Source organism: Polaromonas sp. P1_G2 (genome assembly GCF_056405515.1).
On sequence record NZ_JBFUBY010000519.1, the window covers coordinates 1 to 1,193 of the forward strand.

The 1,193-nt window shown below is 55.9% G+C and carries 2 protein-coding genes; one reads left to right on the plus strand and one right to left on the minus strand.

Going from position 1 to position 1,193, the window contains the following annotated elements:
• Window positions 1-492 (plus strand): hypothetical protein (locus AC1D0P_RS25855; RefSeq protein ID WP_477679338.1); only part of this gene is annotated, 492 nt, incomplete at its 5' end.
• Between the two features lie 135 nt (window positions 493-627).
• Here AC1D0P_RS25855 and AC1D0P_RS25860 read toward each other — a convergent pair.
• Window positions 628-903: a hypothetical protein gene (locus tag AC1D0P_RS25860; RefSeq protein ID WP_477679339.1), complete on the minus strand. Its 276-nt coding sequence runs from the start codon at window positions 901-903 to the stop codon at window positions 628-630.
• Window positions 904-1,193 lie beyond the last annotated feature (290 nt).

Sequence of the window (1,193 nt, forward strand, 5' to 3'; positions counted from 1 at the left end):
GACCTAACAAGTCGGTCGACACGGACACACATCGGTAACAGGCCGCTTCGCGGCGCTGGCTGCATGCCGGACAGCGCCAACGTTAAATCTCAGAAAACCACCATGCGCCTCGAAATTTGGGTTCGTGAACAACTTGAGGACGGCCGTCTTGTCGTGACGAACACCTCCAATGTCGGTTGCCAACCAGGCCCCGAACACACGGCCCTTGCCATCGCAGGGGCGTACGACATTCCGAAGGGCACGGCGTTCACCAAGTTGCTGGCGAAGCCAAGAGTTCAGAAAGATGGCGAGAATTCGCGCGAGACGGTTGAGGACATCGCGAGCATTTCATTGACGATTGTCGAAGTCGAATTTTTCCGAAGAATGGTTGACGTTGTTCCCAATGGTCACCACGCTGCGATACGTGTTGAAGGCCGCGGACTCGAATTGGTCGGTAAGTGGCTCGCCGTGAAGCCTGAGAACGAGCATCTTTATCTTTCCGCCAGCAGCTGAGCCCGAAACCGCAGAGCGTTTCTTCTCTCTCTCATCTYGCTGTCTGCGCCCGGCACCATGTCCTACTAATCCGCAGGGTACGGATCACTGATGTCAAGTCTCGCAAGGCGAGAACGATGCGGACGTACCGGAAGGCTAAGAGTCGTTGGGATTTTTCCTGCAACACGCCCACATCACCGACGCCTCAATATAAACCGCCTTCGTGCCGCTAACGCAGGAAGTGGGTGGCTCGGCGGGTGGCTCGCCGCCGGGGGGCGCGGTGCAGAACGGTGGGAGCGTTTCCGCCGCGGGTTTGACGGTTCCGTTCTTGTCTTTCGTTTTAGGAGCTGCGATGGCCTGCGTTGTTGTTAACAGCGCGGCCAATGTAAGGGTAAGGGCGGTGAGCACGCAATGCAGGGTTTTGTGCGACATATTTTCTCCAAGGGTGAAGGGAAAACTCGCAGTCTTGATCCGGTGGTATCTGGGCGAGTCAGTGGGCTAAATGTAGGTCAGCCAAGACGAAAAAAAACCCYCCGATTAGGGGAGGGTTTGCTTAACATCACAAAGATGGTGGCGTTGTGGCAACGAGACTCTACCTACATAGTAGTAATAACGAGTCCGGGATATACATCGTGGCATCTATCTATTACCGGTGCCCTTGCGCCCGAATCGCATCACCACAAGCGCCGCGACAAAGGCGGCAAGCCAAAGCAAGGTGATGC